This window comes from Streptomyces sp. NPDC127106 (assembly GCF_042677605.1).
Taxonomy (GTDB): Bacteria; Actinomycetota; Actinomycetes; order Streptomycetales; family Streptomycetaceae; genus Streptomyces.
This window is the reverse complement of sequence record NZ_JBHXTC010000004.1, coordinates 68795-92221: the sequence shown is the minus strand read 5'-3', so window position 1 is coordinate 92221 and position 23427 is coordinate 68795. Positions and strand designations below refer to the sequence as shown.

Here is a 23427-nt window from a genome sequence, read left to right as displayed (position 1 = left end):
GCGCCGTCAGGCGTCCGGCTTCTCCCTCTCGTCGTCACGGCTCAGCGGCGTCGTGACCACCGTGACGAACACGGTGAGCGCCGTGACGGCTTCCCCGGGGCCGGCCTGCACCGGACCGGCCAGGGCGAGCACCGTGGCCGAGAGCACCAGGGCGTACAGCACGGGCAGTCGGGCGCGCACGCCGTCGGCGGTGGCGCGGCGCGCGGCCCGGGCTGTGGCAGTCGCCACGCGTGCGGAGAACTCCGTGTGGCGCCGCAGCAGCAGCGGGACGAGCACCGCCCCGGACGGGCCGGTCCAGGCGTCCTCCGTGGCGGTGCGGACGACGCGGCGCACCGCGCGGGCCGCGTCGGCGTCCGGCCCGCTCAGTGCCGGCACCGCGGGGGCCGGCACGGTCCGGCACAGCGGCAGCAGGGCCAGCGGCAGAGCCGGGTGCACGACGAAGGCCACCCCCAACCGTACGGCGCGGTCCACCACATGCCGGACCGGCGGCGTTCGGCGGCGCCTGACGGGTGGGGGCCCCGGGGCCCGTACGATGGTGGCGCGGACGCCCGTCCAGCGGCCCGCGGCGCGGGCGCAGCAGAACGCAACGACGAGAACGCACAGCGGCGGCCCCAGAGCGCCGCCGGTGCCCGCCGCGTGGGCCACCAGGCCCGCGGCAGCGCCCAGCAGGGCTGCCGCCGCGCCCAGCAGCCCGGCAACCACCGTCATGAGCCCCCCGCCCTTCACGATGCGGCCCCGTCGCGTACGGACGCCTCGGGCGCGGCCCTGTCCGGCCCGGCCCCCTCGGGTGTGCCCGACGCCCGCACCCGCGTACGCGTGCGGGAACTCCAGTCGGCCAGCACCGCGGCCAGGAAGGGGTCGGGCTCCCCTGGCAGCAGCACCTCCGTCGCACCCAGCTCCAGCAGGGCGCTCACGCGGGCGGCGGTGATCCGCCGCCAGGCCTCCTCGTCCAGGTCGACGCCCCCCGAGAACTCGCTGGACAGCACGGTGTGCCAGCCGTGTGGCAGGGAGTGCGCGAGTTCCTCCAGGCGACACAGCCGTATGGTGCGGGGAAGCCGTTCCGGCAGCGGGTCGTCCGGGCCGAGAGCGCCCAGATGCACGTTCTCGGCGAGGTCGGCGAAGCCCAGGTGACTGGGCCGCACCGGGACGACGACCCTGGCCGGCGTGGTCGGCTGCTCCCCGCCGGCCGGTACCGCTGCTCTTTCCACCGCACGCAGATGACGCCACGTCACCCGCCAGTGCCGTACGGCGGTCATGTCCACCGCCGCCAGGCCGTACACGAAGCGGGCGAGGAGGAGTGCGGCCGGCACCAGACCCGCTGCCGCATCCGGCTGGCGTACGGCCCCGAGCACCGGGACGAGCGCAGCACAGCCGGCCAGCACACCGGCCAGCACGGCGACGATCCGCGCCTCACGGCGACGGGCGGTCCACCCGGCTCGTCCGGAGCCCCGCGCGCGCAGCCTCCGGGGCCGCACCACCACGCCGAGCGCGAGAGCGGCGCACAGGCCAGGACCGGCCGCCAGAGCCGGGTCCACGGCGGCGAGTGCCGCGCACACTCCCGCGAGCGGCAGCAGCGAGGCGGTGAGCTCCGCGAGGACGGCGACGGCCGCACCCGGTTTCGGCTCCCAGCGGATCGCGACGCCTGCCGCTGCGTACAGGTGGTCCCGCAGTGTCACGGGGTCCCGGCGGCCGCGGTCCGCGCCGAGCTGCTGCACGGCGCGCAGCAGCCGGGTGCGGGCGGCCCGGTCCAGGGCGCGGGCGGTCGGGGCCAGTGCGGCGGTGCCCATGGCGGTCCCGGCCCGGTACAGCAGCCAGCAGCCGGTCAACCACCAGAGCACGGCACCCGGCGGGTGCACGAGCAGCAGGACGCCCGTCGTGCACGCCACGCCCTGGAGGACGGCGGCGCCGACCACCGTCGGTGTCCCCCACGCGCCCGTCACGGCGCGGTGGGACGGCGGCCGGACGGCGCGGCCCCGGGCTCCTCCGCCAGGACGCGGCTCAGGGCGTCCTCGGCCCGGTGGCGGACGGGATCCCATGCCAGTCCCCACCCGGCCGCCTCCTCGACCGGGCCGGTGACACCCCCGGCCTCGGCGGGACGGCCGGGGGACGGCCCGGCCAGAAAGCCGGCGTCGGAGGGCAGCAGGTGCGCCCGGACGGCCGCTGCCGTCACTGTGGGGTCGAGACCACGCGCCGCGGGCGCGTCACCCCCGGCCGGTGACAGCACGACCAGTCTGCCGAGCGGGGCGCAGTCGGCGGTGCGGGCGTCCAGGACGTGTTCCGACTCGGCCGGGACGAAGATCACCTTGGCTGGTGTCCGAGGCAGGTCGGCCACCCGGCAGCGGCCGTCGCCGTGACGCAGCAGGGCGGCGTCACGCACCCGCCCCGCCAGGCCGAGCCCTTCGAGCGTGCCCCAGCGGTAGCGGGGCGACAGCCCGGCTCCGACGGCCCACCAGCCACCCGGTCCCGGCACCAGCAGGGTCCGGTCGCCGCTGAGGAAGCGGCCCCCTGCCCGGGCGAGGTGCAGGGCCAGCGTGCTCTTGCCGGTACCGGAGTCGCCGAGGAACACGACGGCCCGTCCGTCCCGGCCGGTCGCGGCGGACGCGTGCACGGTCAGGCCCCCGAGCGTTGCGACCGCGGCCGCCACCAGGGCGCGCAGCACGATCTCCCCGGCCCGGGCGCGTTGTTCGGAACTGCTGTCGTCGTCGTGCAGGATCGTCCACCGCCCGTCACGGTGGCCGACGGAGTGCCGGGGGAGTCCCGGCTCCTGCGCGTCCGCCGGACGGTCGCCGCAGCGCACCCACGTCCCGTCCGGGGCGCGCCGGTAGTTCTCCTCGCGCAGCCGCTGGACCGGGCCCGACGCCACCCGCTCCAGCGCGTCCAGCGCCGCCGGGTCCCGCGTCGAGCGGACGTGGAGCCCGATGCGGTCGTACGAGGGCCACGGGGAGGGCGGGGACGTCACGAGGTGCGCGGCGACCCGTGCGGTCTCGGCTTCCTCGTCGGCCGTGTACGACCAGGCCACCGGCCCCCATGGGGCGGTCGCCGTCCGGCGCCCGGGCAGTTCGGACGTCATGTCAGGCGTCCTTCGCCCGGCGTGCGGTGAGCAGCGACGGCAGCAGCCGGCCGGCCAGGTATTCCTCCCGGGCGGTGGCGAGCGTGCGCCGGATGAGCTCCACCGGCTCCTCGCCGTAGATACCGGCCACGCTCCCGTGGAACAGCCGTACCACCTTCAGCCGGTCCGCCAGCAGCGCGACGGCCCACTCCGCCAGGTCCTCGCGCACCACGTCGGCGAACCCGGCCTCGCGCAGCTGCCGCAGCCGGTCCGGCAGTGGCGTCACGTGGAAGACGTCTGGTGGATGCACCTCGCGGAAGGCGGCGGACGGCTGCCGGCCCGGCGGCGTGAGGCTCACCTCCTCGGTTGCCACGAGCAGCCCGCCCGGGCGCAGCAGGCGGGCTGCCTCCCGCAACACCGCGCCGGGGCGCGGAAAGTGGGGCATCGAACCGGTGACGACGACCACGTCGAGCGCCCCGTCGGGCAGCGGCACGTCGGTCGCGTCGGCGCAGATCTCGGTCACGTCGGAGCGCCCCTGGGCGACGGTGATGCGCCGGCTCACCGCGCAGTGCTCGGGGACCAGGTCGATGCCGTACATCCGCGCCACGCCGGCGCCGTCGGCGGTGAGCGCGTCCGCCAGGTACCGCAGCGCGCCGCCGAATCCGCTGCCCAGTTCGCCCACGGTCAGCACGGCGTCCGGGAACGCCTCGCGCACGAGACCGCTGACGAGATCGCAGCCCTGGGGGCCGAAGTGGCCCATCTGGTCCAGGCCCAGCAGCCCCTTGGGGCCGTTCTCCCCGGTGAACTCGACGATGGAGGCCTCGGTCCTCTCCCAGTCGTGCAGGGCGGGGAAGAGCTCCCGGTGGTAGCGGTGCTGCACCCAGGTCTGCTCGGGGTCGCCCTGGCGGCCCGGCACCGGGATCACCATGTGGTGCGCTCCTCGGACACGAAGTGCACGAGCAGGACGCGCCGGTCCTGCTCCGCGCTGTCGGCGACCGGCATCACGGTGTGCCACGAGTCGGGCGAGGGGACGAGCAGGACCGAGTCGGTCAGCCCCGGCATGACCTCGGTGGCGACGTCGTCCACGGCGGGGGAACGCAGGATGCGCAGCGCTCCGCTCCACTCCGGGCGCCAGCCCTCGTTGAAGTACCAGGTCTGCGTGACGATCTTGTCGGCGCGGTCGGTGTGCGGGTCGATCCACGAGCCCGAGCCGTACCGTACGGCGCGCACCTCCAGAGCACATCCGTCGAGGTCCCGACCGGTGGCTTCGGCGACCGCCGTGCGGTAGCCGTCGTCCAGCAGGGACGCGACGAAACCCTGCCACAGCGGGGTCAGTCGGCGCATGCCCTCGGGCACGGCGACGCCGCCTTGCACCAGGGGCAGGTTCCACGTGCGGTAGCCCTTGCCCGCCGCGGTGCCACCGGGGCGCTCGGTGAGCACGAAGCCCTCGGCGGGGAACTCCTCTGCGAGACGGCGACGAGTCGGCTCCCCGGGCACGGAGTCCGCCACCAGTCCCCAGGCGAAGGGGTCGCTGGCCATGGCCGTGCGGGCGATGGCGTCCCGGTCGAGCACTGCGGTGGCCGTCATGCGGTTTCTCCCGTCCCCTTGGGCACGTCGATGTGCGCTCCCAGCGCGGTGAGCTTCGCGGGCAGGTCCTCGTAGCCCCGGGCCAGATGGCTGACGCCGTGCAGCCGGTGCGGGGCGCCGGTGCCCAGCGCGGCGAGGAGCAGGGTGGCGGCCGCCCTCAGGTCACCGGCCTCCAGGGGGTCCGGGGACGGTTTCAGAGGACCGGGGGTGATGCGCAGCTCGTTTCCGGCCCGGTCGAGCACGGCGCCCATGCCCCGCAGGCCCTCCGCATAGCCGAAACGGTTCTCCCATACGCCGTCCGTCAGCCGTGACGGTCCGTCGGCTCCCAGCAGCATGAGCGCGAACAACGGACCCGCGTCGCTGTACACGTGGTGCGAGGCGGCCAGGACGTCAGTGCCCCGCAGCCGCTCCGGCGGCCTGATCCGCAGCAGCGGCCCCTCCCAGCTCAGCGGCACGCCCATCGCAGCGAGGCACTCCAGCTCCGGGGCGAGCCCCGACCGGACCACGTCGGGCCGCTCCAGCAGCAGGTCCAGCTCCCGGCGGAGATGGACCGCCCACGCGATGAACGTGACGACCTCCATCAGATCGGACGGCAGCGTGACGTCCGCACCGCCCAGCGGGCCACCCAGCCCCTCCACCGTGATCCGCCTGCGGGACACCTCGATCCGCGCTCCGGCCTCGCCCAGCACCCGCGCCAGTTCCAGCGCGTCCGGCTTCGGATAGGGGTTGTCCAGCACCGTCGTTCCCCGAGCGGTGGCCGCGGCGAGCAGCGCCGTCTTGGTCGCACCCGAGTAGTGCGGACCGGTGGGCGTCCCGGCGCGAGGCTCGCGCTCCGCGAAGTCCGCCAGGTCGATCCGGGCGCCCCGCAGCCCGTTGCGGGGCGCCCGGGCGCGGAACCCCTCGGCGTCCACCTCGCACACGGCGCCGAACCGCTCCAGCACCGCGGCGACGTGGGACAGCGGGCGGGAGCCCTGCGTCCCGGCCCCGATCGCGCAGCCGCCGTGCCGGCCCGAGGCCACCTCGCCCCGCTTCGCGAGCACCGTCGGCAGCAGGTACACGCCCCCGTGTATGCCCGCGCTCCAGTGCGCCGGAATGCGGGATCCGCCGAGGCCGGAGGCGTCGACGGCGACGCGGTGCCCGTCGTCGTCCACCGTCGCCCCGAGATGCCGGAGCATCGCGGTCAGAAGCCTGCGGTCCTCGATCCGCGGGGCGTTGGCGATGCGCCACGGACGGTCGGAGAGGCAGGCGGCGGCCAGGACCGGCACGAGCAGGTGCTTGAAGCCGCCCATCGTGAGGGTCGGGCGCGGGACGGCCGGTCCCCCGAGGACGGTCCAGTACGCCGCCGACGCGTCGGGCGTGCGCCGGTCGTCGGGCCGGCCGCCGTCTACGACGGCCACGGCGGATGGGGTGTTCAGCACGCGGCTGCTCCTTGGGGTGTGGTCAGCCGGGCGACGTCACCCGGCGGTGTGTGCCGTCCCGTCCGCCGCCGGGCCGCCCGGATGACCGAGGACCAGGACGAGGAACCACGGCTTGCGTGACAACTTGTCGAACCTCTTGCCGAACTCCTCCCGGCGTGCCGGGTCGGCCCGCGGTTCGTACAGCTCCCGCAGGACGAGACCGGCACCGTGTGCATCGGCGACCATGCGGCCGAGGGGGCGGCGGAAGAACCGGACGACCGGGGTGGGCGGTCCAAAGCTGGGCCACTCGTCCTGGAGTTCCTCCACACGGAAGTAATCGCCGCTGGGGGACATCTCGAAGTCGTTCAGCGGATGGTGCGTGGAGATCACTACGGTGCCACCGGGTGCCAGGACGCGGCGGAACTCGGACAGCACCGGAACCCAGTCCTCCAGATAGTGCAAGGTGAGGGAGGACACCACGACGTCGACGGACGCGTCCGGCAGGAAGCCCAGCGGCTCGCGCAGGTCATGCACCCGTACGTCGGCGCGGTCACCCAGCCGTTCACGGGCCAGCCCCACCAGGGTGGGACTCGCGTCCAGCGCGACGACCTCGGCCGCCCCCTGGTCCACCAGCCACTCGGTCAGCAAGCCGCCCGCGCATCCGGCCTCCAGCACGCGCCGCCCCGCGAGGGGCGGGCACTTGCTCTGCACCGCGGGGCGGTCCAGCAGCGTGTTGTAGATGTTGTCGGCGCTGCCCCGGTCGTACTGGACGGCGAATTCCTCGTAGCTCCTGTCGCGAGCCATGGTGTTCCACTCCTCATCACACACGGGAACGGCCGGGCACCGACGCCCTGCCCCCCGCGCGCCGTACCGGGGCGCCCCCCTCGGCGCCGGTCCCCGGACCGGCGGCCGGGCCCGCGGGGGCGCCGTCCTCCGGCAACCTATCGCGGAGTTCCGGGTCGGCGCCGGACGCGTTTCGTGCGGCGGAACGGAATTCGTCGGGAACCGCCGCGCAGGTCGCGTCCAGGATGTCCAGCGCCTCCTCGACCTCCTCGTCGGTGGCCACCATCGGCGGCAGCAGGCGGATCACCTCCGGCCGCCCCAGGCACGGGGACACCACCAGCCCGCGTCGGCTCAGCTCCAGCAGGACGTCACCCGCCGCACCGCCCGGGCCGAACTCGACGCCCCACAGCAGGCCCCGGCCGCGTACCCCCGTGATCAGCCCGGCATGACGGTGCGCGATCCGGCGGAGCCCCTCCGCCATGAGGGCCGCCAGCCGCTCGCTCCGGGGCGCGAGTGCCTCCACTGCACGCAGCGCGGCGCTGCCTGCCGCGGCGGCGAGGGGGTGGCCCGAGAACGTCGAGGTGTGCACGAACGGGTCGGTGGCCAGCGGCCTGTACAGCTCCTCGGTCGCCACCAGCGCGGACAGCGGCTGGACACCTCCGCCCAGCGCCTTGCCGAACAGCACCGCGTCGGGCCGCAGACCGGCGGCGACGCTCAACGCCCGTTCCCCGCAACGGCGCAGCCCCGTCTGGATCTCGTCGGCGATCACGAACGCCCCGTGCTGCCGGGCTGTAGCGGCCAGGGCGCCCAGGAACGCCGACGGCAGTGCTCTCACCCCGCCTTCGCCCTGCACCGGTTCCACGATCACGGCGGCGACGTCCCCGTCCGCGAAGGCGCCGGGCACCGCCTCCGGGTCGGCGGGGATGTGCGTCACCCCGCCGAGCAGGGGCTCCAGGGACTGCCGGTAGCGCCGGTTCCAGGTGGCGGCGAGCGCCCCCAGCGACTTCCCGTGGTAGGCGCCCTCGACGGCGACGACCCGGGTACGACCGGTGGCCAGCCGGGCCAGCTTGAGCGCGGCTTCCACGGCGTCGGACCCGTTGAGGCCCAGCCACACCCTGGTCAGCCGATCGGGCTCGGTGTACTGGACCAGCTCGGCCGCGAACCCGGCCGTCGTGCCGTTCGCCAGGACGCGGGTGGAGACCGGCATCGCCTCCAGTTCCCCGCGGACCGCGCTCAGGACGTCCGGATGCCCGCGCCCGAGCAGCGTGACCGCGTAACTGCCGAAGTCCAGTGCGGACCGCCCGTCGGAGAGGACGATCCTGGCCCCGCTCCCACGCGACTCGACCGCGCCGGCCCCGCTCATGCCGTACACGAGGGCCAGCCCCGGCGACAGGTGCGCCCGCACCCGGCCCAGCACGGTGCGTGCGTCCGGGCCCGCGGCTGCGCCCCCCGGTGCTGTGCTCACGCGCCCCGCCCGCTTCCCGCCGGCGCGGCCGCGGCCATCGCGGCATCCGGCACGCCGTCCGCCGGCGTGCCGAGGGTCTGCACGAACCACTGGTGCACCGCGGCCGTCGCGTAACCACCGGACGGCAGGAAGAACGAGAGGGTGCAGGCGAAGCGCCCCGGGTGCACCGGGTCCGGCTCGACGCGGTGCACCGAGATGTGCGTCTGCAGCACGGTCGGGCGGGCAGCGGTGCTGCGTACGCACTCCCCGTCCGTCCAGCGGTAGCGCACGTAGTCCAGCTCCGGGCAGCGCGCCGCGAGGGCGAGCACCGCTTCGCGCGTGGTGGCGAAGGCGTAGGGAAGACCCTCCCGGTCGACGAGGGCCGCCTCGCGGCCCGCGACCTCCTGGAGCAGGGACCGCACCTGCGCGTTCCACTCGTACGAAGCGTGCGCGCACCGGTAGAACACCGGGACACGAGGGTCCAGCAGCTTCCAGAACTCCGCGGCGGGCCCCTGGTGTTCCAGCGCCCGCGCGCCCTCGGCCGACCCGGAGCGGCGCAGCAGGTCCAGCGCCGCGTCTTCCTCGCCGGCGAGCAGGGCCCCGCCGATCAGATGGGTCTGCTTGGGGCCGTCCGGCACGCCGAAGCGCTGCGTGTCGTAGTAGTTGACGAAGAAGTGGGTGTGCCGTTGCGGCCCTTCGGCGAGTGCGGTGGCCGCCGTCACGTCCAGGCCCCGTACGACCAGCCGGAAGCAGTTGCCGTCCAGCACTCCGGTCCGCAGCGCCGTGGTGCCGGTCCCGTACGGCGTCACGTGCCAGGCGCGGTCCCCGCTGTCGGAACGGCCGCGCGTGTTGGCGCGGTCCATGTCGTCGGGTGACAGCACGGCGCGCACCGAGACGAACTGCTCCGTGATGCCGTCCTCGTCCTTCAGCCCGGCCGCCCTCACGTCCTGCGCGTCCACACCGAACGCCTCGGCGAGTCTGCCGAGCGCCTCATGGGTGGTCAGGCCCCGTTTCCACAGCAACAGGTAGGTGTGCGTGGAGGCGTCCGGCGGTGCCGTGTCGAGGGCGAGGGCCTCGGTGACGCGGAAGTCCTCCGGCAGGACTTTGAGCAGGGGCAGGTGCATCAGGGTCTCTCCGGACTCTGGACAGCCGACGGGCAGCCGGCCGGACGACATGGGGCGGGGGTACGCCCGACGGGCTCCGGTAGCGCGTGCCGGGGTGGATGACGAACCCGGCCATGTCCGCAGGACACCCCCTGGATGAGCCGCTCCCCGCGCGCCAGCCACCGTGATGGCGGTGGTTGCGCCCTGACTCGCGCGGAGGAGCGTCTACTGGTGACTGCCGCCCGCTGCCTTCGGCGTTCCCGTACCCGAGCGGGGAGCCCGACCGTCCGGCGCACAAGCCGGAAGGGCGCCTCCGCCGCGTACGACCGACACGACGACCACTGAAGTGGATCACATGGATTCATGAGGTGATAGGTGATGACTCAATGGCGTCGAGCCGTGGCGGCAGTTCTGCCTCGGCAAGTTCTACCGGCGGCCCCCTTCCCGGATAAGGCCTGTTCCGCGCACCGGAACACTTCCTGGTCCGCCTTGCCGCACCGACGGCGGCCTGCCTACCGTGACCGGGCTGTCGGGCCCGCGTGAGTCCGCTCCCCAGCTCTCTCGCTCATCGTCAAGCTGCCGCCGGGAGGCCCCAGACCGTTATGGAACACACCTCTGCACCGGCCGCCTTTCCTGAGCGGCACGTGCTCGAAAAGCGCCTCCAGGGCTTCCTGGAGGAACGCCGCCTCCACATCGACGACGTGATCGGCGAGACCGATCAGGGCCTCGGCCGGCCGGCACTCGCCGTGGCCGCCGGGTCCGTGCTGGCCGGGTTCGGCAACCGCCGCAGCGACCTCGACCTGCTGGTGCTCGTGGAGAACGACCAGCTCACCAGGTTCCCCATCCAGTCGCACGAGCACGGCACCCTGATCGACGTCAACATCCGTCAGGCCAGCGCCGTCCGGGACCGTACCGCCCAGCTCCGCGACAGCTCCTGGCCGCGCTTCGAGACGGTCACCCAGGAGGCATGGAACCACCGGCGGCGCACCATCAAGACCGCCAGCAGGCTGGCCCTCGGCCTGAAGCTCGTCGTCACCGAGCCGTGGGACAGCTGGCACGCCGGGCTGCAGGAGCCCTGGCTCGCCCGGGTGGTGGAGCAGTGGTGGACGGTGGAGGCGCACCGGCTGGCCCGCGCCGCCCGGCTGCTCGCCGACGACCGGCCCATGGCCGCCGCGGTACGGGGCCGGGAGGCCGTCGTGGCCGCCCTGAACGCCCGGGCCGCCGCGGCCGGCCAGATCTACTTCACCGAGAAGTGGGTGGGTGAGAAGCTCAAGGCCGCGGGCGACCCGCAGTCCCTCGCTCTCCTCCGCGAGGTCCTCACACCCCCGCTCACCCCCCTCGACCGGGTAGCGCGCTGCCTCGATCTCGTCGGGGAACTGACCCGCCCCGCAGCGCCCTTGCACACCGTGCTGCGCTGGGCGACCGGTATCGGCACGGCCCAGCTGGACGACCGCACGGTCGTCGACCGCTGGCAGCTGCGCGCGCTGGAGATCCCGCGCACCGACCTGCCGCCCGGAGGAACCGACGACGTCCTGTGGTCCGGGCCGCCCGCCGCCGACCCGCCCGCGGACATCAAGCGGCTCTTCGTGCACGACATGCTGTGGCTCGGCGTGGCGATACCGGAGGAAGAGGTGTCCGGACGATGACAGCACCGCACACGCAGGCCCACGAGCCGCTGCCGGATCTGCGCCGGCTCGTGGCGTTCCGGGCGCACGGCGCGGTCCGCCTGCTGCTGAAGTGCCGTGCCGCGTTGGAGGACGTCGAGGGCGCGGTATCGGCGGGGCAGCCCGAGGTCGCGGTGCTCATGGCCTACGACCTGGTGCAGCTGTCCCTCTCCGTACGAGGTCTGCGCACCCACGGCGAACTCGCCTACACCGGGGAGCAGCCCGGTTTCGACCCGTTCGCCGGAGTGCCGGAACAGGACGTCGAGGACGGGCTGCGGCTCGCCGCCGCCGGGCTGGAGACCATCCCCCAGGGCCGGGGCGAGGAGTGGCTGGACCGGCTGCGCGCCCATCTCGATGTCACCGAAGGGCAGCTGGGCTACGCACGGAAACTCCCGGACGTCCGCGCCGGCAGCGGCCTGATGAAGGGCTTCAAACTGGCCCGCACCTGGACGCCCCATCTGGAACGCCTCGGGCTGCCGGACGTCATGCCGAGCAACTGGACCCGGCGTGCCGACTGAACCCCCCCACGCGTCCGGACCCCACCGGGAGGGCGACGGCCCCGCCCTGACGTTGCGCGGCATCACCAAGCGGTACGGCACGGTCACAGCGCTGAGCGAGGTGGACCTGGACGTCGTACCGGGTGAGATCGTGGGCCTGCTCGGCCACAACGGCGCCGGCAAGACAACCCTGATGTCCCTCGTGGCGGGGCTGCTCCGCCCGGACACCGGGCACGTCCGGGTGCTCGGCAAGGACCCGGTGCGGGAGCCGCACGAGGCCCGGCGCCGCCTCGGACTCGCTCCTCAGGAGCTTGGCCTCTACGCACCGTTGACCGTACGCCAGAACCTGTTGTTCTTCGCGGAGCTGGCGGGGCTGCGCAGGCGCGCGGCCGATCGCCGCATCGCGGAGGTCGCCGAGCCCCTGGGACTCACCGGACTGCTCGGCCGCCGGGCCGCCCGGCTGTCCGGCGGTGAACAGCGACGGGTGCACACCGCGATGGCCCTGATGCACCGGCCCCCGCTGCTGCTGCTGGACGAGCCCACGGCCGGTGTGGACGTACAGACCCGGGAGCAGCTCCTGCAGCTGGTCCGCACCATGGCCGGCGAGGGCACCGCCATCTGCTACTCCACGCACTACCTGCCCGAAGTCGAGACCCTCGACGGCTCCGTCGCCGTGCTGAACGGCGGTCGCATGGCCGCCCGGGGCACGGTGAAGGAGCTGGTACGGCAGTACGGCGACAGCGGCGTCGAGCTCACCTTCTCCGGCAGCCCGCCCGACCTGTCCCTGCCCTGGCCCGTGGCGCGGGACGGCCGGGTCCTGCGGATGACCGTGGAGCAACCGCATCTGGCCGTGCCGCGGGTGATGGAGGCCCTGGGCTCGGCGGCCGGCGAGCTGGTCAACCTCAGGATCCTCCAGCCCAGTCTGGACAGTGTGTTCCTGCGGGTCACGGGACGCCGGTACGACGCGGCCGCCGAGGAGGAAGCACATGAGCGGTGAGGGATCGCTGGGACGGATCGCCTCTCTGGTCCGGCACGACATCCGGCTCCAGCTGCGAGACCCGGCCCCTCTGGTCGTCCGCACGGTGATGCCGCTGCTCCTCATGGGGTTCATGCAGCCGCTGTTCCGTACGGCCCTGCGGGCCGAGCAGGTCGAGGGCGCCACGGGTGCGGAGCAGGCGGTGCCCGGCATGGCCGTCATGTTCACCTTCTTCCTGGTGAACCTGGTGGGGTTCGGGGTGTTCCGGGAACACGGGTGGAAGACCTGGGACAGGCTGCGGGCGGGGCTCGCGAGGCCCGGCGAAGTCGTGGCCGGCCGTGTCGTCGTCCCGCTGGGCGTCGCCATGCTGCAGCTCGCGGTGGTGTTCGTGGTCGGCGGGTTCCTGTACGACCTGCGGGTCAGTGGTTCCTGGCCGGCGCTCGTGGCGGTCGGCGCGGCACTGGCGCTCTGTGTGGTCATGTTCGGCATGGCGCTCGTGTCGTTGTGCCGGACGGTGTCCCAGCTGGCCGTGTTCGCCAATCTCGCGGCACTGCTCTTCGCCGGACTCGGCGGTGCGCTGACACCGCTGTCCGCTCTGCCGGACTGGGCGCGTCCGCTCGCACCGGGAGTGCCCAGCTACTGGGCGATGCGCGGTTTCACCACCGTCGTCATCGACGGCGGCGGTGCCGGTGCGGTGGTGCTGCCGGTGGTGGTCCTGCTGGGCTTCTCCGCCCTGTTCGCCGCGGTGACGCTCATCTTCTTCCGCTTCGAACACCAGAAGGTCTCGTGGTCATGACGGCCTGGGAGACGGACACGGGGGGCGACATGACACGCACGACGACAGTGGTGGTCTTCGACTGCTTCGGCACGGTCGTCACCGAGCGCCGACCCATGCCGGGCCCGGACGAGTTCACCCGGGCGGTCGCCGACGTGCTCGCCCTGGGCCGGCAGTCGGCCGGCGAGGTGGTGCAGGAGGTGTTCACCACCCTGTACGCCGCGCTCGTCGACAAGTCGGCCCTCCAACCGGCCACCCGCGACGTCCTGGCGACGGCTCTGCGCGACCGGGGTGTGGTCCCCCCGGCGGAGGACCTCGACCGGGCGCTGTGGCGGGCTCTCGGATGCGAGGACGACGACCGCTACGAGCTGTGCGAGCCGGCCGCCGATGCCATGCGCCGGACGGCCGAGGCGGGGCACACGGTCCGACTGCTGTCGAACTGCTATCTCCCCGGCAACCTGATGCGTCGCCTCCTGGCCGGGCTCAAGGTGCCCGAGGTGTACGACCGCGCTCTGTTCACCGCCGACGGAGGACCGAAGAAGCCGGATGCCCGGGCCTTCGAGCTGATCACGTCCGGCCCCTTCAGACGCAAGATCATGGTCGGCGACTCCGACGACAACGACATCGCCCCAGCCCGCCGGCTCGGCTGGGACGTCGTGCCGGTGGATCCCGGCCGTCCCGATTTCGCCGGGCTCGACGCACTGCTGCGTCCGTGAAGCCGGAAATCCGTTCCGTCCAGAGAAACACCTGCTGATCGACCGGCCGGCCGCGGCTAGCTTTGACGACACGTCGGCACATCGCACCGCATGGCCCCGCTTTCCTCTCCGCGCCATGCCGAAGGAGTTCCCTGTGAGAGTCCTGGTCATCTGGCCGCCGCATGTCCCCAGTTACTTCAACGCAGGTCACCACACCCCGCTGTACATGACGGCCGGGCACCTGCGCCGACTGCCGTCGGTGGAGCGGGTCGACGTACGGGACGCCGGCGTGCTGAACACCCACTGGAAGGCGATCGGCGATCTCCTCTACCAGGGCCGGTACGACGTCATCGCCATGATGAACGACTTCGACGCCGTCGACGGCTTCGAACGGTTCACGGCGTACGCCCGCGAACTGTCCCCCGCCAGCCGACTGATCACCTTCGGCCGCCTGAGCAGCATGAACCCCGGCTTCTTCCAGCGGTACGGGCTGGACGCCATCGTGCAGTCCGGCGACTACGAGGCGGGCGTCGCGCACTACGTCGAGTCCCTCGCCGCCGGCACACCCCACGCCGCGCTGCCCGGAGTGGCCGTGCGTGCCGGGGACCGGTGGGAACCGCCGTCGCGCGACGGGGACAGCCTGGCCCCCGCGGAGTGGACGCTGCCCGATGTGCGGGAGATCCCTTACGAGCACTACGACCGCCTCTACGCGCGGGACGAGGACAAGTTCTGCGGCATCCCGTTCCGCCGGGAACTGGTGGTCCCGGCGGCCCGCGGCTGCCCCATCGGCTGCGAGTTCTGCGAGGTGCACGAGATCTTCGGGCTCCGCGAGCGGCGGCTGTCCGTCGATGACACCGTCGCGTACATCGAGGAGAGCCGACGGACCCTGCCGTTCGAGTACGTTTCGTTCTACGCGCCCACCTTCACGCTGGACAAGCGGTGGGTGCGCGAGCTGTGCGAGCGCTTCCTGGCCGGCCCCGTGTCGACGCGGTGGAAGTGCGCCACGACGGTCCACCACCTCGACGCCGACCTGGTCGAGCTGATGGGCCGAGCGGGCTGCGTACGCATCTCCGTGGGCCTGGAGACCCTCGAACCCGAAGGCCACGGCTCCCTGCCCCGGGCCAAGCAGATCCAGGAGCAGCGGTTCCGGGAGCTCGGGGAGCAGTGCGCCCGGGCGGGCATCGAGCTCAACGCCTTCGTGATCATCGGCCTGCCCGGTACGGGAGCGGAGGGCGCCAGGCGCACTCGGGAACTGGTGGAGCAGGTCGGCGCGCGCTTCCGCCCCACGATGTACACGCGGCTGCACGACATGACCCCCTCGATGACCCCCATGGAGATCAGCAGGTACAACCGTCACCTGATCGCGGACCCCCACCACGCGCCGGACGACGGCCTCTACGACTTCCTGTTCGGCCGCGAGACCCGGGTGACGTCCGTGTACGAGCGGATACCCGTGGCCGCCGCCCGGAGCGGCGCATGAGCGCGCCGCCCCCCGCGCCGCTCGCGGGCGCCGTGCCGTTTCCCACGCGCTCGGACGTGTGGGACCTGCCGTGGCAGCCCCGGCGGCAACGGGCCGGTGTGCTGAACCTCAAGAGCTGCGAACTGCGCCACCCCGTGGCGGCCGAACTCGTCTCGGCGGCAGCGCACCGGCTCACCACCGCGGACCTGATGTACTACCCCTACCAGCAGGACCTGTTGGCCGCGCTCGGCGACCACCACGGCCACGAGCCGTCCGGCATCCTGCTCACCGCAGGCTCCGACTCCGCCGTCGGCCTCGTCGTAGACGCCCTGGCGGCCGGCGGCGGGGGCCTGATCCTGCACGAGCCGGCGTTCGAGAGCTGGAGGTACTACGCCGCCCTGCGTGCCGTGCCCGTCGTGGGCTGCCCCGCGCTGGAGGCCGGGTCCTCCCGTCTCGACCTGGCCGGGCTGCACAGCGCGATGGCGGAACACGCCCCGGCGGTCGTGGTGGTCACCAACCCGGCGAGCCCGTCCGGCCTCGCCCTGTCACCGGCGGAGATCCGGGAGACGGCCGAACGGGCACGGCGAGCCGGCCACCTGCTCGTCGTCGACGAGTGCTACGGCGCCTTCACCGGCATCACCCATGTCCCGCTCGTCGCCTCGTCTGCGCATCTCCTCGTCGTGCGCTCGTACTCCAAGACCTTCGGACTCGCCGGCGCACGCATCGCCTCGGTCTTCGGCTCACCGGCGCTGGTCTCCTACCTGTCCCGGTTCCGGCCGGACAGCACCGTCTCGGCCACGGCGCTGGCGCTCCTGCACGCCGTGCTGGAGGACCAGGACCGGTTCGCCGAAGTGTGGCGCGACGTACGGGCCATCCGCTCGGACTTCGTCCGGGAGGTCCTCGACGGGCACCCGGGGTGGAGCGCCCTCGACCCGGGCGGAAACTTCGTGACGTTCCGAACCGGTGACCGCGCCGTGCCCGCGCGGATGGCACGCCACCTGGACAGCCACGACGTGCGCATCCGCCCGCTCGACGACGTGCCCGGACTGGAGGGGTGCCTGCGCGTGTCCCTCGCCGACGCGCCGACGATGCGGAAGGTGGCCGCGCTGATCAACGACCCGGTGGCCGTGTGATGGCCCCCACGGCTCCGCGCCGGATCGTGGTGCTGGGCAGCCCCGGCAGCGGCAAGTCGACCTTCAGCCACGCCCTCGCCGCCGGCACCGGTCTGCCCCTGATCCACCTCGACGACCTGTACTGGCGACCGGGCTGGCGCAGACCCACGGCGCCGGAGTGGGAACGGACGGTGGAGCGGCTCGCCGCCGAACCGTACTGGATCATCGACGGCAACTTCGCCGACACCGTGCGGCAGCGCGTCGAGCGGGCCGACACCGTCATCCTGCTCGACCGACATCCGTGGCTGTGCGCTGGCGCCCTGGTGCGCCGCTCCCTTCGACTGCGCCGGGACGGCCTGCTGGGACGGCCGTCGCGGGACTACCTGCCCGCCGGCCTGGCGGCGGACGACCCTCCCGTGCGCAGCCTCACCGCCCTCGTGCGCAAGGCCGCCGGATTCCGCGGCCGAGAACTGCGCAGGATGCGCCCCGTGCTGTCGGCCTGCTCCGCCACGGTCCTGCGCTGCAGCAGCCGCCGGGCCGCTGCACGGATACTGCGGCAGCTGTCGACGCAGGCGCGCCCGATGCCGGACGGGACGGACCGGGCGCTGCTGTGCACCTGTGCGCGGCGCCACCGCCCCGGCGGCCCGGCACCCCGCCCGTCGTCACACCTTGCCCGTCCCGTCCAGGAGAGGAGCACCTGAGCATGAGCAACCGCGCAGAACAGGAGCAGGCGCCCCACAGGGAGATGCTCGACTCCGGCTGGCACACCGACTGGGCGCCGGACGGCGCCCCGGAGGGTGACTCGGGCCCGGACCGGATCCGGCAGGTGGCCGCCGGCGGCTTCGCCGCACTGGCGATCCCCCGGGAGTTCGGTGGGGGCGGCGCCGGCCTGGTGCAGGTGGCCTCCGCGCAGCGGGCCCTGGGCACCGTCGATCCGTCCGCCGCCATCGCCCTGAACATGCACTCTTTCACCGTGGGGCTGATGGCCGACTACTGGCAGCGCCACCGGGACACCAGCTGGATGCTCCTCGAGGGCATCGCCGGGTCGCACGCCCTCGTCGCGTCGGCGTTCGCGGAACCGGGCGGCAGCCCCAACTTCATGAGCAGCCGGTCCGTGGCGGTCGAAACGGACAAGGGCTACCGGGTGTCGGGGGTCAAGTACCCCTGCTCATTGGCCTCCGCCGCCACGCTGGTGTGCCTGACCGCCCGGGTGGAGGGGACCGACGAGACCATCCTCGCGCTGTGCCCCGCCGCTTCCCCGGGCCTCACCGTGGAGGGCAACTGGCCCTCCCTGGGCATGACCGGGTCGGACACGGCCAAGCTGGTGTTCCAGGACGTCGAGCTGGACGACCGCCTCGTCTTCCACCGGGGGCCGGCCGACGTCATCGACGACACGGTGATCTCCGGCATGGTCTGGTTCTCCGTGCTGCTCGCCGCCACCTACCACGGAGTTCTCAGCGCCCTCCTCGACCTGACCTACCAGCAGCTGTCCGCCTCCGGCCAGTACGGCCCGCGCGTGGCCCTCCTGGGCCGCGCGACCAGGGAGCTGCTGACACTCGGTGGTGCCTGTCGCCAGCTCGGCCGGGACTTCGAGGACGGCGCGCTCTCCGGTCGCGCGGCCCTCGCCGCGGCCGTCGCGCTGCGCGCCACGCTCAGCGACGTACGAGACCGCGTCGTGTCGGCCCTCACCCCCGTGGCCGGAAGCCGCCTGTACACCAGCGGCCTGCCCGCCGCGCAGCTGCTGGTCGACTCGCTGGCTGCGCACCACCATCCACCGAGCCTGCTCGTCTGCGACCAGGTCGTCGGAGACCACTGCGCCGGGCGGGAGATCAGCTTCGATCCGCCCGGCTGAACCGGCCCGTGGCCACGCAGAACCGTCCCGCGAGGAGAGAGAGTCAGCAATGCCCCATGTCGAAGTGAGTCTGCGGATCGAGGCACCCGTCGAGGAGACGTGGCGTGCCGTCACGCGGCTGGAAGACTACGCCGCGTACATGGAGAACGTCGAGTCGGTGACCGTGCAGGGCGAAGAGCACGGCAAGCGCCGGAGCGAATGGTCCGTACTCCTCAAGGGATCGGTACTGGAGTGGGTCGAGTGGGATGAACTCGACGACGCGACACGCACCATGACGTTCCAACAGATCTCCGGAGACCTGGACCGGTTCACCGGCTACTGGCGGGTGGACCCGCAAGACGGTGACGCCTCCCTCGTGACGTTCTCCGTGGACTTCGAGATCGGCATCCCGCTGTTGGCCGACATGCTCAACCCGGTGGCCACCAAAGCACTGCGGGAGAACTCCGAGCAGATGCTCCGGGCAATCGAGAGGCGGCTCGTCGTCTCGTGACCTCCCCCGCACGCATCCTCGTCACCGGTGCCACCGGAGCGGTCGGCGGCGCGGTCTTGCGCCGGCTGACCGCGGCGGGCCACGACGTGTACGGGGTCAGCAGCCGTGGTGGCAGCTCTCCGCGCCAGCTCGCCTGGCGGGTCGGCGCCGAAGAGGCCCCCGAGGCCCTGCGGGGCCCCTGGCACGCGGTGGTCCACTGCGCCGCCGACACCCGCTGGAATCTTGAGGAGGAGGAGTCGGAGCAGGCGAACGTGGCTCCGCTGCGGGCCCTGCTGAAGTGGATGGACGAGGACACCCACCTCGTCCATCTGTCCTCCTCCTACGCGATCGGGCTGACCGGCAGCGTGGAGCCCACGTCGCCCGGCGCGTACCGCAACTCGTACGAGTGGTCCAAGGCCGCCGCCGAACGGTTGATCGCCGCCGAGCGTGCGCGGGCGGACATCGTCCGCTTCCCCATCGTGATGGGTGCGCGAAAGGACGGTTTCCTGGACCGGTACAGCGGCTTCTTCTGGCTGCCGTCCTCGCTGTGCACCGGAGCCGTCCCCGCACTGGTCGGCGACGAGAACGCGTACCTGGACATCGTCAGCACCGATGACGTCGCCGGGCACATCGCGGCCCTGGTCGAGGGAGGCCGACCCCCCGGAGTCAGGCTCTCCGTACTGGGCCGCGGCGCCGACGCGCCGCGCGTCGCGGAGGCGTTCGGCACCATCCTGGACGCCCTCAACGACTGGCGCGCGGAGAACGGCGTGCCGTCACTCGACCAGCTGCCCTACGTGACGGGGGACCAGTGGAACCGCTTCTACCTGCCCTTCGCACAGGAGTACCTGGACCGGGCACAGCTGATGCGCGTCACGGCCTTCCAGGCGTACCAGGGCTATCTGTCGGTCACCGATCCCTTCAAGGTGACGCACGGCGTGGAGCCCGTCACTTCCATGCTGTACCGCTCCATCCGAGGCTGGGCCGAGACCCACCCCGCGGCCGCTCGTCGCATCCCGCGGGCGTGGCGGGCTTGAGCCGCCGGCGGTGTGACCCTCGCCGCAGTCCGCCTGCGTCCCTCCCGACGGGTCTCGGGTGTTCAGCCGGTCGGCGCAGCCGGATCGGCCCGCCCGCCGCAGAAGACCTCGTTGACGAGCTTCTGCTGCGCCTTCAGGAACGATCCGGCCAGGGACATCGCAGCGTCGTCCACATAGTTCAGCGCGGCGGTCAGGGTCTTGCTGCCGTCGGGAGTGCTGTACATCAACGCCGCGTGGCCGCCGTAGCCGCCGTTGTGGAAGAGCACGGTGCCGCCGGCGGGGCCCAAGTCCTCCACGCGCAACCCCAGGCCGAAGCCGCTCTTGGGATGCGGCTCGCGCATCTCGGCCAGCAGCGGGGCCGGTAGGAGCTCTCCGCACACCAGCGCGGAGAGGAACGTGTGGAGGTCCTGGGTGGTGGAGATCATGTCACCGCCGGCGGAGATCCAGGACGGGTCGTGGCGGGTGACGTCGACCGTCTTCTGCTGGCCCCCGTCCTCGTACCGGTAGTAGGCGTGGGCATGCGGTTCGGGGATCTCCGGCGAGGCGCCCGGCACCACGGTGCCCGACAGGCCGAGCGGCCCCAGGATCCGCTCCTGCGTCTGCTCGGCGCACGAGCGTCCGGTGGTCTCCTCGACCAGCAGCCGGGCCAGCACGTAGTTGGTGTTGGAGTAGCTCCAGTCCGTCCCCGGCTCGAACCGCGCCGGCTTGGACAACGCCAGTCGTACCAGTTCCTCGGGCCGGTAGGTCTTGAACCGGTTGTCCACCCACTCCTTGCCCGAGATCGTGGCGGGGATCCCGCGTGCGACCGTCCCGTCGTCGTAGAGCTCGCCGGTGAAGTTGAACACCCCGCTGGTGTGCTGCAGCAGCATCCGCACCGTGATCCGTCGGTCCAGCCCGAACGCGGGCAGGTAGTCCGCCACCGGGGTGTCCAGTCCGATCCTTCCTTCGGCCACCAGCTGCAGCACCAGGGTCGCGGTGAAGGTCTTGGTGTTGCTGCCGATCCGGACGTGCCCGTCGGCCGGCGGCCTGCCAGCCTCGCCCAGCTCGCGCACCCCGGCGCTGCCGACCCACTGGCCGCGCTCGTCGTGCACGCGCAGCGACACCCCGGCGATTCCGGAATCGACGATCTCCTGGATCGCCTTCTGCAGCTCCGGGCGATCCTCGGAAAGGGTGATGGTCATGGTGGTCCGCTCCTTCGGTCTGTGAGGTCCGAGCCGGCGTCGTGCCGCTGCGACGAGCCTCCACCCTGACCCGGGGTCAACCTCAACTGTGACCTGCCCCACAGGCGCGGACGCGGCGGTGCACGACGGTGCTGAGCTGGGTGCGACCGGTTCTTGCCGAGCTGCGGGACGTGGTGGCAACACTCCAAGATCGGCCCGTGATCGTTGTCCCCGGCACGCCTCGTGCCCCTGTGCGTGCTGGCGCAGACTTGCAGGACGCGGCGGCCGGTTGGCCGCCGCAGCTTTCGTCCCGGCCGACCCAAGGACCGCCATCGTGAACGAGCGCGTTCTCACTCCCCGCAACCGGGGCTTCCTCTTCCTCGACTCCCACCCGGTGGGCTGCCGGCAGCAGGTGGCCGACATGTGGCAGACCTGCCCCGCTCCTGCCGACGCACCGGAGGGCGCCGGGCCGGTGGCGCTGATCATCGGCTCCTCCGCCGGATACGGCCTCGCGGCCACGCTCGCCGGACTCAAGCGCGCCGGTATGCGGGGGATCGCGGTGTCCTTCGAGAAGGCCCCCACCGAACGGCGTACCGCCACGGCCGGCTGGTACCGCACCGCCGCCACCGCCGACATCGCCCGTACCGCCGGGCGGGACCTGGTCTTCCTCAACGGCGACGCGTTCTCCGACACCATGAAGAACCAGGTCGCCGACCTCATCGAGCAGCGTTTCGGCGGCAGGCTGGACCACCTGCTCTACTCGGTGGCCGCGCCCCGCCGCACCGACCCCGACACCGGCACCACGTACGCCTCCGTCCTCAAGCCGATCGGCCGGGCGAACCGCACCAAGACCCTCCTCTTCGACGACCAGGGCGTTCCCGAGGTCCGCGAAGTCGAGACCGGGCCGGCCGAGGACGACGACGTCGAGCAGACCGTGGCCGTGATGGGCGGCGCGGACTGGGAACGCTGGATCGACCACCTCGCCAGCCGGGGCCTGCTCGCCGACGGCTTCGCCACTGCCGCGCTGTCGTACATCGGCTCGCCGCTGACCGCGGCGATCTACCGGCAGGGCACCATCGGCGCGGCCAAGGCCCACCTGGAGGCCACCGCCCGCACCCTGGACGAGCGCCTCGCGAAAACGGTGAGTGGTCGGGCCGTGACCTCGGTCAACGGCGCCGCCGTCACCCAGTCCTCCACCGCCATCCCCGGCATCGCCCTGTACACCGGCCTGCTCCGCGGCGTCCTCGGAGAGGGCCTGGTCCCGCCGATCCGGCAGCTCGCCGCCCTGTGGGACCAGCTCACCGGTGCCGCCCCGCTCGCCCTGGACGACGAAGGCCGGATCCGCCTGGACACCTGGGAACTCACCGACGACGTCCAGGCGGCCGTCGCCGAACGCTGGGAGGCAGCCACCACCGACACCATCGCGGGCCTCGCCGACCTCGACTGGTTCCGCGCCGAAGTCCAACGCCTCTACGGATTCTCCGTGCCGGGCGTCGACTACACCGCCGCAGTAGCCGCGGACACCCCTTGGCCCGACCCCACCCCCTGACCGTGACGGATGATGACGATCAGCCATCCGTGTAAGAGGCTGCTGTGTGCGGGCTCATACCCTGCGACGGCCCGTCCGCCGAGGAGACGGGGACGGTCGGGGCAGCGGCACGCGCCCACGACGCGCAGGTGGCACTGCACCGAAGCCGTACCACACCGTGCAGGCTCACGGCCCCGGCGAGAGCGACCTGTTCGGCGCCCTCGCCCACAGTCGGGCTGGCGACGGCACTCGGCGCACCGGCCTTGCTCAGAGCTTCGCGACGTCCTTGTGGACGATGTCGACCGCGTTGTCGTGGTGGTAGGCGACCAGGCGCACCTTGATCGGGTGGTCCTTGGGCGCCGTGATGATCCGGTCGGGCCTCTCCAACAGGTTGCCGCCGTCGCACGGGGGCTCGCTGTGGAGGCGGCTCCAACCGTTGTTCCAGCCGTCCGGGTCGTTCCACTCCACCCAGATGCAGTCGCGCCTTCCGGAGAACGCCTCCACCGTGATGATCCTGAAGGTGTTCGCCGCGCCGTCGACGCGCTCGTAGGTCACCCTCGCGGTGTTGTGGTGGAGGGCTGCCGTACCGGCCTCCAGGTCGATCGGGGGGAGCGTGCCCGCGGGGGCGGCAGCGGCCGGAGCCGCTCCTCCGGCGAGCGTCGCGGCCACCATCGCGACGGTGGCGGACAGGGCGGATGCGCGCATGATTCCGTCTCCACGAAGCTGGGTTGAGGGGGTCTCATCCTCGTGCAGTGCGTGGACCCGCGCTGCGACGGAATCCGTCAATCGGTGGCGGGATCGCGCCCGGGCCAGGGCTCGGAGCCACTGGCTGGCTGGGCGGCT

Annotated in this window: 23 protein-coding genes; 12 read left to right on the top strand and 11 right to left on the bottom strand. The window is 72.8% G+C overall.

What is annotated here, in order from left to right; all coding sequences use genetic code 11:
• Positions 1-6: 6 nt before the first annotated feature.
• Genes ACFVGY_RS06290 through truD form a run of 9 tightly spaced genes read right to left on the bottom strand, consistent with a single transcriptional unit; the run spans position 7 to position 9435 of the window.
• Entirely contained in the window at positions 7-708 is a 702-nt protein-coding gene (locus ACFVGY_RS06290; protein ID WP_385671829.1) for a hypothetical protein, read from the bottom strand.
• Positions 709-722: 14 nt separating this feature from the next.
• On the bottom strand, positions 723-1940 hold the full coding sequence (locus tag ACFVGY_RS06285; protein WP_385671826.1) for a hypothetical protein: 1218 nt from the start codon (positions 1938-1940) through the stop codon (positions 723-725).
• Complete coding sequence (locus ACFVGY_RS06280) at positions 1937-3070, bottom strand: hypothetical protein (protein WP_385671823.1); 1134 nt, start codon at positions 3068-3070, stop codon at positions 1937-1939. The genes ACFVGY_RS06285 and ACFVGY_RS06280 overlap by 4 nt, the downstream gene beginning before the upstream one ends.
• 1 nt (position 3071) lies before the next feature.
• Positions 3072-3977: a class I SAM-dependent methyltransferase gene (locus ACFVGY_RS06275; RefSeq protein ID WP_385671820.1), complete on the bottom strand. Its 906-nt coding sequence runs from the start codon at positions 3975-3977 to the stop codon at positions 3072-3074.
• Entirely contained in the window at positions 3971-4636 is a 666-nt protein-coding gene (locus tag ACFVGY_RS06270; RefSeq protein WP_385671817.1) for a 2OG-Fe(II) oxygenase, read from the bottom strand. Before ACFVGY_RS06270 ends, ACFVGY_RS06275 begins: the two co-directional genes overlap by 7 nt.
• Entirely contained in the window at positions 4633-6054 is a 1422-nt protein-coding gene (locus ACFVGY_RS06265; protein WP_385671814.1) for a hypothetical protein, read from the bottom strand. Before ACFVGY_RS06265 ends, ACFVGY_RS06270 begins: the two co-directional genes overlap by 4 nt.
• A 36-nt stretch (positions 6055-6090) precedes the next feature.
• Positions 6091-6837 carry a class I SAM-dependent methyltransferase gene (locus ACFVGY_RS06260; protein WP_385671811.1) on the bottom strand — a complete coding sequence of 249 codons (747 nt, stop codon included), beginning with the start codon at positions 6835-6837 and terminating at the stop codon, positions 6091-6093.
• Positions 6838-6853: 16 nt separating this feature from the next.
• Positions 6854-8281, bottom strand: coding sequence for an aspartate aminotransferase family protein (locus tag ACFVGY_RS06255; protein WP_385671808.1), 1428 nt, complete (start codon positions 8279-8281; stop codon positions 6854-6856).
• Positions 8278-9435, bottom strand: a complete 1158-nt coding sequence (gene truD, locus ACFVGY_RS06250) for a tRNA pseudouridine(13) synthase TruD (RefSeq protein ID WP_385671805.1) — start codon at positions 9433-9435, stop codon at positions 8278-8280. Before truD ends, ACFVGY_RS06255 begins: the two co-directional genes overlap by 4 nt.
• Positions 9436-10007: 572 nt before the next feature.
• Here truD and ACFVGY_RS06245 point away from each other — a divergent pair.
• From ACFVGY_RS06245 to ACFVGY_RS06195, 11 genes are all read left to right on the top strand, one after another.
• Positions 10008-11009 (top strand): hypothetical protein, encoded by a 1002-nt coding sequence (locus tag ACFVGY_RS06245; RefSeq protein ID WP_385671802.1) that lies wholly within the window; start codon positions 10008-10010, stop codon positions 11007-11009.
• Positions 11006-11545, top strand: coding sequence for a hypothetical protein (locus ACFVGY_RS06240; RefSeq protein WP_385671799.1), 540 nt, complete (start codon positions 11006-11008; stop codon positions 11543-11545). The genes ACFVGY_RS06245 and ACFVGY_RS06240 overlap by 4 nt, the downstream gene beginning before the upstream one ends.
• Positions 11535-12521 (top strand): ATP-binding cassette domain-containing protein, encoded by a 987-nt coding sequence (locus tag ACFVGY_RS06235; RefSeq protein WP_385671796.1) that lies wholly within the window; start codon positions 11535-11537, stop codon positions 12519-12521. The genes ACFVGY_RS06240 and ACFVGY_RS06235 overlap by 11 nt, the downstream gene beginning before the upstream one ends.
• Positions 12511-13296: an ABC transporter permease gene (locus tag ACFVGY_RS06230; RefSeq protein WP_385671793.1), complete on the top strand. Its 786-nt coding sequence runs from the start codon at positions 12511-12513 to the stop codon at positions 13294-13296. Before ACFVGY_RS06235 ends, ACFVGY_RS06230 begins: the two co-directional genes overlap by 11 nt.
• A 29-nt stretch (positions 13297-13325) precedes the next feature.
• The gene (locus ACFVGY_RS06225; protein ID WP_385671790.1) at positions 13326-13991 is read left to right on the top strand and encodes an HAD family hydrolase; all 666 of its coding nucleotides are present in this window, start codon (positions 13326-13328) and stop codon (positions 13989-13991) included.
• Between the two features lie 133 nt (positions 13992-14124).
• Complete coding sequence (locus tag ACFVGY_RS06220) at positions 14125-15450, top strand: B12-binding domain-containing radical SAM protein (RefSeq protein WP_385671787.1); 1326 nt, start codon at positions 14125-14127, stop codon at positions 15448-15450.
• Positions 15447-16562 (top strand): pyridoxal phosphate-dependent aminotransferase, encoded by a 1116-nt coding sequence (locus ACFVGY_RS06215; protein ID WP_385671784.1) that lies wholly within the window; start codon positions 15447-15449, stop codon positions 16560-16562. The genes ACFVGY_RS06220 and ACFVGY_RS06215 overlap by 4 nt, the downstream gene beginning before the upstream one ends.
• Entirely contained in the window at positions 16562-17242 is a 681-nt protein-coding gene (locus ACFVGY_RS06210; protein WP_385671781.1) for a hypothetical protein, read from the top strand. Before ACFVGY_RS06215 ends, ACFVGY_RS06210 begins: the two co-directional genes overlap by 1 nt.
• A 2-nt stretch (positions 17243-17244) precedes the next feature.
• Complete coding sequence (locus ACFVGY_RS06205) at positions 17245-18393, top strand: acyl-CoA dehydrogenase family protein (RefSeq protein WP_385671778.1); 1149 nt, start codon at positions 17245-17247, stop codon at positions 18391-18393.
• A 49-nt stretch (positions 18394-18442) separates the two neighbouring features.
• Positions 18443-18883, top strand: a complete 441-nt coding sequence (locus ACFVGY_RS06200) for a type II toxin-antitoxin system RatA family toxin (protein WP_385671775.1) — start codon at positions 18443-18445, stop codon at positions 18881-18883.
• Positions 18880-19896: an NAD-dependent epimerase/dehydratase family protein gene (locus tag ACFVGY_RS06195; protein ID WP_385671772.1), complete on the top strand. Its 1017-nt coding sequence runs from the start codon at positions 18880-18882 to the stop codon at positions 19894-19896. The genes ACFVGY_RS06200 and ACFVGY_RS06195 overlap by 4 nt, the downstream gene beginning before the upstream one ends.
• A gap of 62 nt (positions 19897-19958) precedes the next feature.
• Here ACFVGY_RS06195 and ACFVGY_RS06190 read toward each other — a convergent pair whose 3' ends face one another.
• On the bottom strand, positions 19959-21077 hold the full coding sequence (locus tag ACFVGY_RS06190; protein ID WP_385671769.1) for a serine hydrolase domain-containing protein: 1119 nt from the start codon (positions 21075-21077) through the stop codon (positions 19959-19961).
• Between the two features lie 313 nt (positions 21078-21390).
• Here ACFVGY_RS06190 and fabV point away from each other — a divergent pair, with 313 nt between their 5' ends.
• Positions 21391-22605, top strand: coding sequence for an enoyl-[acyl-carrier-protein] reductase FabV (gene fabV, locus ACFVGY_RS06185; protein WP_385671766.1), 1215 nt, complete (start codon positions 21391-21393; stop codon positions 22603-22605).
• Between the two features lie 246 nt (positions 22606-22851).
• Here the strand turns inward: fabV and ACFVGY_RS06180 are convergent, their stop codons facing one another.
• A complete protein-coding gene (locus ACFVGY_RS06180; RefSeq protein WP_385671762.1) occupies positions 22852-23289 on the bottom strand; it encodes a hypothetical protein in 438 nt (145 codons plus the stop codon).
• Positions 23290-23427: the final 138 nt, after the last annotated feature.